Genomic DNA, 6,557 nt, shown 5'->3' with positions numbered 1-6,557 from the left:
GATGTAGATCTCGGTGCCGCCGCTTGGCGAGCGCTCGAGACGCGTACGGAATTTATCCCGCTCACCTGTGGAGTACAGGGAGTCCAGTGCCTTGCCAATGGTGTTGCGGATGAAATCCTGAGGAATCTTGGCGCGATTTTCTGCCCAATCCGTCTCCATCAATCCGGCCTGCGGCGCTTCGAGATTGATCAGGAAACCGGAATCCTGCCAGAAGTCCTTGATCTGCGGCCATAGCACTTCAGGAGACTGCTGCACGACCAGCCAGCGCTGCGTACCGGCACGATCGATTCGCATATCCGGCGTCGCGGCAGGAGCAACGGTTGTCGTGACAGTGGGACGCGCGGTTTGCTGCATGTTGTAACCGGACGCAGTCGCCGTGCCACGGGTTGCTTCCGGAATGGCGTAGCGATTCTCGCGCTCGAGTTGCGTCAGGTCGGGAGGGATCTCCAGCGACGGCGCTTTGCCGGCGCTTTTGTAGTCGATACGGTCCGGTTCCAGCAACGAGCCGATGGAACTGCAACCGGCCAGGCCGGCAAAAGCCAATGCGCAGACCAGACCGCGTTGAGCCAGATGAAGTTGCTTGCGAATAATCATGTCGATGCTGATGTGGAGAAGTTCGAGGAGGCGCTGCGGCGGCCGGTTTTCGCTATTCTGTGCCGCTCATTGCGGCGCCTATTGTAATACACCCGATTCGCGCAAAGCCTGACGCACAGTCTGATGGTATTCGGCGGCCAATGGGGCAAGCGGCAATCGCATGCCGGAGGAGATCAGTCCCATTTCGCCCATTGCCCATTTGAGCGGCACGGGATTCGGCTCGACGAACAATTTATTGTGCAAAGGAAGTAGCCGGTTATTGATCTCCACCGCTTCGGCGACACGCCCGGCCATCGCAGCGGCGCACAGCAGATGCATGCCGCGCGGCGCGATATTGGCGGTAACGGAAATGTTGCCTTTTGCACCGCAGAACATGAGTGCCATGGCAGTCGGATCATCGCCGGAATAGACCGCGAAGGATTCGGAGGCCAGTCGGATCAGGTCACTGCCGCGACCGATATTGCCGGTCGCATCCTTGATGCCGACGATGCCCGGGATTTGTGCAAGGCGCAGAACCGTTTCATTGGACATGTCCGCTACAGTTCGTCCGGGCACGTTATACAGAATCGCAGGCAAATCGACCGATTCCGCGATCTTGCGGAAGTGCAGGTACATGCCTTCCTGAGTGGGCCGATTGTAGTACGGGACAACCTGGAGCGATGCATCCGCGCCAACCTGCTTGGCATATCGGGTCAACTCGATGGCTTCGGTGGTTGAATTGCCGCCGGTACCGGCAATGACCGGAATGCGTTTCGCCACATGCTGGACGGCGACCTTGATCAGTTCGCAATGTTCGTCAACCGAAACGGTCGGCGATTCGCCGGTGGTACCGACGATGACGATGCCATCCGTGCCTTCGGCGATATGCCAATCGATGAGTTTGCGCAGACCCGGCAGATCGAGACTACCGTCCTCATGCATGGGGGTGACGATTGCGACTATGCTGCCCTGAATCATGATGATGTTATTGCAGAAAGATGGAAAAAGTCGATTGTAGCGGATAGACCGCTTTCATGGGCATTTCCGGCGGCAAGAGGCGGGAAAGCCGGTTAATTTAGCCGAAGCATTCCCGGTTCCCGGCCATCGGATGGCTTGACGGCGCAGATACGCTGCACCATTGCGGGAGCCGGTTGGCTTATATACCCATCTTCATAAGCGACTACCCTGAGCGGATGCGGTCTGGCGGCCTGTGCGGCATGAAGCAACTCGCCGGTGCGCAACAAAAAATCCGGGTTCGACGGCTTGCCGAATTGTTGATTACCTTCCGCAAAGGTCTCATAGATCAGCGCGCCGCCGGGCATGAGGCTTGACATGATCTCGACGAACAACGGGCGGTGCAGATAATTGGTCACGACCACCCCGGCGAATCGACCGGGAATGAACGGCCAGGATGCCGGCCGATCCCCATCCCGCTCGAGATCGATCCGTAACGTCGTGATCCCTTCGCCGGCAGCCCTGCCGAGCGCTTCCTCATCACGGTCGACCGCAAGCACCGCATGTCCGAGTGCAGCCAGCAGTTTCGCGTGACGGCCCGCGCCACAGGCAAGGTCCAATACCTCGCCTTGCGGTATCAGCGGCGCGAACCGGCTTACCCATTGCGAAGGCCGGCCTATGGCGGCATGGGAGTGTGCCATGATCAGCGGTAATGCAATCCCATGGCGTCGCGCACTTCGCGCATCGTTTCCTGCGCCAGGGCGCGCGCCTTGGCACACCCGTCGGCGACGATGGCGCGCACCAGCGACGGATCGTCGACGTACTTCTGCGCCCTTTCACGCATCGGCTCCTGCTCTTTCAAAATGCCGTCGATCACCGGCTGCTTGCATTCCAGGCAGCCGATCCCTGCCGAGCGGCACCCTTTCAGAACCCAATCCTTGGTGTCGTCGTCCGAGTACACCTTGTGAAGTTGCCATACCGGGCATTTTTCCGGCTCACCAGGATCGGTGCGACGCACGCGCGCCGGATCTGTCGGCATGGTGCGGACTTTCTTGATAATCGAATCCTTGTCTTCGCGCAACGCGATCGCGTTGCCATAACTTTTCGACATTTTCTGCCCGTCCAGACCTGGCAACTTCGATGCCTCGGTCAGTCGCGCCTGCGGTTCAATCAGGATGCGCTTGCGGCTGCCTTCCAGGTAACCCGACAGGCGCTCGCGGTCGACGGTGGACAGCGATTGTGCATTGTCGATCATTGCCTTGCCTTGCTCCAGGGCCTCGTGGTTGCCCTGCTCCTGGTAAGCAAGACGCAGTTCACTGTACAGCTTCGCCTGTTTGCCGCCGAGTTTCTTGGCTGCCGCCAGCGCCTTTTCCTCGAATCCCTTTTCCCTGCCGTACAGGTGATTAAAGCGGCGCGCAAGCTCCCGCATCATTTCGATATGCGGCACCTGGTCTTCGCCGACTGGCACATGACCCGCGCGATAAATCAGGACGTCGGCCGCCTGGAGCAGTGGATAGCCAAGAAAACCGTAGGTGGCGAGATCGCGGTCAGCCAGCTTTTCCTGCTGATCCTTGTAGGTCGGCACCCGTTCCAGCCAGCCAAGCGGCGTTGCCATCGACAGCAGCAAATGGAGTTCGGCATGCTCGGGCACCTGCGACTGGATGAACAGGGTCGCCTTGGACGGGTCGATACCTGCCGCGAGCCAGTCGATGAGCATATCCCAGGTACTGGTTTCGATGATGCTTGGATCGTCGTAGTGCGTCGTCAGGGCATGCCAGTCGGCGACGAAGAACAGGCACTCCTGTTCCGATTGCATCTTTACCCAGTTTTTGAGCGCCCCGTGATAATGGCCGAGATGCATGGCGCCCGTCGGGCGCATGCCGGAGACAACGCGTTCAGAAGACATAATCGTTCAGCTTAAAAAGAGTGTCAGAGGAGTGGTAATCAGCTGCAGGGCAATGTTGGCGATTGCCATGACGGGAATGATCCAGTAATGCAGCAGCTTCAGGAACAGCAAGCCAAGCACGATGAAGAATCCGTAGGGTTCGATCTGCGCATATTTGTATGCATACTGATGCGGCAACATGCTGGTCAGCACCCGGCCGCCGTCGAGAGGCGGGATCGGCAGCAGGTTGAATGCGAAAATCAAAAGATTGATCCATACGCCTGCTTCCGCCACCTGCATGAAAAATGCTTCTTCGATGCCGGCGCCGCGCAACACGATGGACAGTATCATCCACATCAGCGCCATGATCAGGTTGGCGCCCGGCCCGGCAAGTGCGACCCAGGCCATGTCGCGTTTCGGCTTGCGCAGGTTGCCCCACTCCACCGGCACCGGCTTTGCATAACCGAACAGGAAGGCCCCGGAGGTCGCGACATACATGACGACCGGGATCAGGATAGTGCCGATCGGGTCGATATGCTTGACCGGATTGAGGCTCATGCGCCCTTGCATGTAGGCCGTCGCATCGCCGAAATACTTTGCCGCGTAGGCGTGTGCCGCTTCGTGCAAGGTAATTGCGAAGATGACCGGCAATGCAAACACGGCAATCTTTTGAATGATGTCTTCCATGGGGCGAATTTTATCAGAGGGGATACTGCGGCCCGCGAGGGATGGAAAAACCGGCGCGCATGAACATGCGCAGGGTAAAAAAGCCGCCCGTGCACCGGCGGCGCTAGTATGTCAATGCGTCAGAGGCCGAACATTCGGGCGTCGCCGCGCCCCTGGCGCAGCAGCACCGGTTCGTCGGCGGTGAGGTCGATCACCGTGGTCGGCTCAAGACTGCAGGCACCTCCGTCAATGATCAGTTCCACCTGACGCTCCAGGCGAGCACGGATTTCGTCGGGATCGGTCAGCGGATCGTCTTCACCCGGGAGTATCAGGGTCGAACCCAGCAAAGGCTGCCCGAGCTCGTCCAGAAGCGCATGGGCAATCGGGTTCTCGGGAACCCGCAGGCCGATTGTCTTGCGAGCCGGATGGCTCAACCGCCGCGGCACTTCCTTGGTCGCTTCAAGGATGAATGTATACGGACCTGGAGTCGCAGTCTTCAACATCCGGTATTGCCGGTTGTCGACACGCGCGTATTGGGAAATTTCGCTCAAATCGCGGCACAGCAGGGTGAGGTGATGCTTGTCGTCCACGTCGCGGATCCGGCGCAGGCGTTCAACCGCATTCTTGTCGTCGAGGTGACAAACCAGCGCATAGCAGGAATCGGTTGGCAAGGCGATGATGCCGCCGGCATGGATGATTTGTGCCGCCTGCTTGATCAGCCTGAGTTGCGGGTTTTCCGGATGAATCTGAAAAAACTGGCTCATAAAAAAGAACGGCGGTCATTATGTAACCGCCGCAGTTGCAATGAAATTAGGATTAATGTGTGCCGCGCAAGGCTTCGATGCGATCCTCGATCGGCGGATGAGTGGCAAACAGCGCCGAGAATCCGGACCGGCCACCGTTGATGCCGAGCGACCTGAAATTCGACGGCAGGGGTTCCTGGGATTCCATTCCGCCCAGGCGTGCAAGTGCCTTGACCATCGGCTGCGGACTGCCTAGCAGCTTTGCGGAACCGGCGTCGGCGCGGAACTCGCGATACCGTGAGAACCAGGCGACGATGATGGATGCCAGGATGCCGAACAGGATTTCGCAGACGAATACGGTGATCATGTAGCCGATGCCGGGAGCGCGGTCATCGCCGTTGCGGAACACCATCTTGTCGACAAAATAGCCGACGACACGCGCGAGGAACACGACAAAGGTATTCACCACGCCCTGGATCAGCGTGAGCGTGACCATGTCGCCATTGGCAATGTGGGCAACTTCATGGCCCAGCACCGCCTCGACCTCTTCCTTGGTCATGTTTTGCAACAAGCCTGTCGAGACCGCGACCAGCGCGGAATTCTTGAAAGCCCCAGTGGCGAAGGCATTCGGCTCGCCCTCGTACAAGGCCACTTCCGGCATGCCGATCCCGGCCCGGTCGGCAAGTTTTTTCACGGTATCCACCAGCCACAGTTCGGTGGACGTGGATGGCGTTTCGATGACGCGCGCGCCAGTCGACCATTTGGCCATCCGCTTGCTGATGAGCAGGGAAAAAATAGCACCGGTAAAGCCAACTACCAGAGAAAAAACCATCAGTGTGCCGAGATTGAGCCCGTTAGCCGTCAGGAAACGGTTCACTCCCAGCAGGGACAACACAACCGACATCACCAGCATGACCGCCAGGTTGGTTGCGACAAACAGCACAATTCGTTTCATTCCGAGCCTCCCAAGTTGAAAGCGCTACTTAAGTGTGGCTGATCCGACAAATTTCAAGCCCGCGCCCTTCCGCGCGAAATCTCTCCGCATGGACACAAACCGGAAACGAAGTTGAAATTAAAGTTGCCAATCGTGCCAGACAGGCACGACGGTCGCCGGCAAGGGTGGGAGTTTGCCCAGGTCGACGCTGGACTCGCCCGGTGCATGGAAATCGGAACCGCGGGACGCCAGCAAGCCGTAATTGCGCGCCACTTTTGCGAACTGGTCGTATTCATCGACGGTATGGCTGCCGGTGACGACTTCAACTCCGACCCCGCCCAGTTGCTTGAACTCGTTCAGCAAGGCATCCAGCTGAAGATCGGTGAAGGCGTAACGCCCCGGGTGGGCAACGATGGCGATGCCGCCCGCCCCGCGAATCCAGCTCACGGCTTCTTTCAGTGTTGCCCAGCGATGGGGCACATAGCCTGGCTTGCCTTCGGTCAGGTAATTGCGAAACACCCCGCCGATATCTTTCTGAAGACCGAGTTCGATGATGTAGCGGGCAAAATGCGTACGGGAAATCAAGTCGGGATTGCCGACAAATTTGAGAGCGCCTTCGAAGGCACCCGGTATGCCGGCATGGGCCAGTTGCTCCGCAATTTCCCGCGCCCGCCGCTCGCGCCCCGAACGGGTCATTGCCAAACCCTTGACCAGTGCGTCATTCGTTTCATCGATCTGCAGGCCGACGATATGCACCGTCACCCCAGCCCAGGTAATGGAAATTTCGACGCCAGGAATATAC

At 58.7% G+C, this 6,557-nt stretch carries 8 protein-coding genes; all 8 read right to left on the bottom strand.

What is annotated here, in order from left to right; translation table 11 throughout:
* Positions 1-594: outer membrane protein assembly factor BamC (gene bamC / locus V7080_RS22470; RefSeq protein ID WP_334190608.1), on the bottom strand; the 594-nt coding region annotated here is incomplete at its 3' end.
* Positions 595-672: 78 nt separating this feature from the next.
* Complete coding sequence (gene dapA, locus V7080_RS22465) at positions 673-1,551, bottom strand: 4-hydroxy-tetrahydrodipicolinate synthase (RefSeq protein WP_334190607.1); 879 nt, start codon at positions 1,549-1,551, stop codon at positions 673-675.
* Between the two features lie 92 nt (positions 1,552-1,643).
* Complete coding sequence (locus V7080_RS22460; protein ID WP_334190606.1) at positions 1,644-2,228, bottom strand: class I SAM-dependent methyltransferase; 585 nt, start codon at positions 2,226-2,228, stop codon at positions 1,644-1,646.
* A gap of 2 nt (positions 2,229-2,230) precedes the next feature.
* Entirely contained in the window at positions 2,231-3,433 is a 1,203-nt protein-coding gene (locus V7080_RS22455; RefSeq protein ID WP_334190605.1) for a tryptophan--tRNA ligase, read from the bottom strand.
* A gap of 6 nt (positions 3,434-3,439) precedes the next feature.
* The gene (locus V7080_RS22450; RefSeq protein WP_442947274.1) at positions 3,440-4,039 is read right to left on the bottom strand and encodes a site-2 protease family protein; all 600 of its coding nucleotides are present in this window, start codon (positions 4,037-4,039) and stop codon (positions 3,440-3,442) included.
* Between the two features lie 179 nt (positions 4,040-4,218).
* Entirely contained in the window at positions 4,219-4,842 is a 624-nt protein-coding gene (locus V7080_RS22445; RefSeq protein ID WP_334190603.1) for an L-threonylcarbamoyladenylate synthase, read from the bottom strand.
* Between the two features lie 52 nt (positions 4,843-4,894).
* Positions 4,895-5,776 (bottom strand): protease HtpX, encoded by an 882-nt coding sequence (htpX, locus tag V7080_RS22440; RefSeq protein WP_334190602.1) that lies wholly within the window; start codon positions 5,774-5,776, stop codon positions 4,895-4,897.
* Positions 5,777-5,893: 117 nt separating this feature from the next.
* The coding region (locus V7080_RS22435) for a PHP domain-containing protein (RefSeq protein WP_334190601.1) at positions 5,894-6,557 on the bottom strand (664 nt) is incomplete at its 5' end.

This window comes from Noviherbaspirillum sp. (assembly GCF_036846085.1).
In the GTDB taxonomy this organism is placed as follows: Bacteria; Pseudomonadota; Gammaproteobacteria; order Burkholderiales; family Burkholderiaceae_D; genus Noviherbaspirillum.
Note: the sequence above shows the minus strand (reverse complement) of the source record. Positions and strands in the feature narration are given on the sequence as shown.

Coding starts and splice junctions, on each gene's coding strand:
- dapA (WP_334190607.1), bottom strand. CDS start 1,551: ATGATTCAGGGCAGCATAGTCGCAATCGTCACCCCCATGCATGAGGAC.
- V7080_RS22460 (WP_334190606.1), bottom strand. CDS start 2,228: ATGGCACACTCCCATGCCGCCATAGGCCGGCCTTCGCAATGGGTAAGC.
- V7080_RS22455 (WP_334190605.1), bottom strand. CDS start 3,433: ATGTCTTCTGAACGCGTTGTCTCCGGCATGCGCCCGACGGGCGCCATG.
- V7080_RS22445 (WP_334190603.1), bottom strand. CDS start 4,842: ATGAGCCAGTTTTTTCAGATTCATCCGGAAAACCCGCAACTCAGGCTG.
- htpX (WP_334190602.1), bottom strand. CDS start 5,776: ATGAAACGAATTGTGCTGTTTGTCGCAACCAACCTGGCGGTCATGCTG.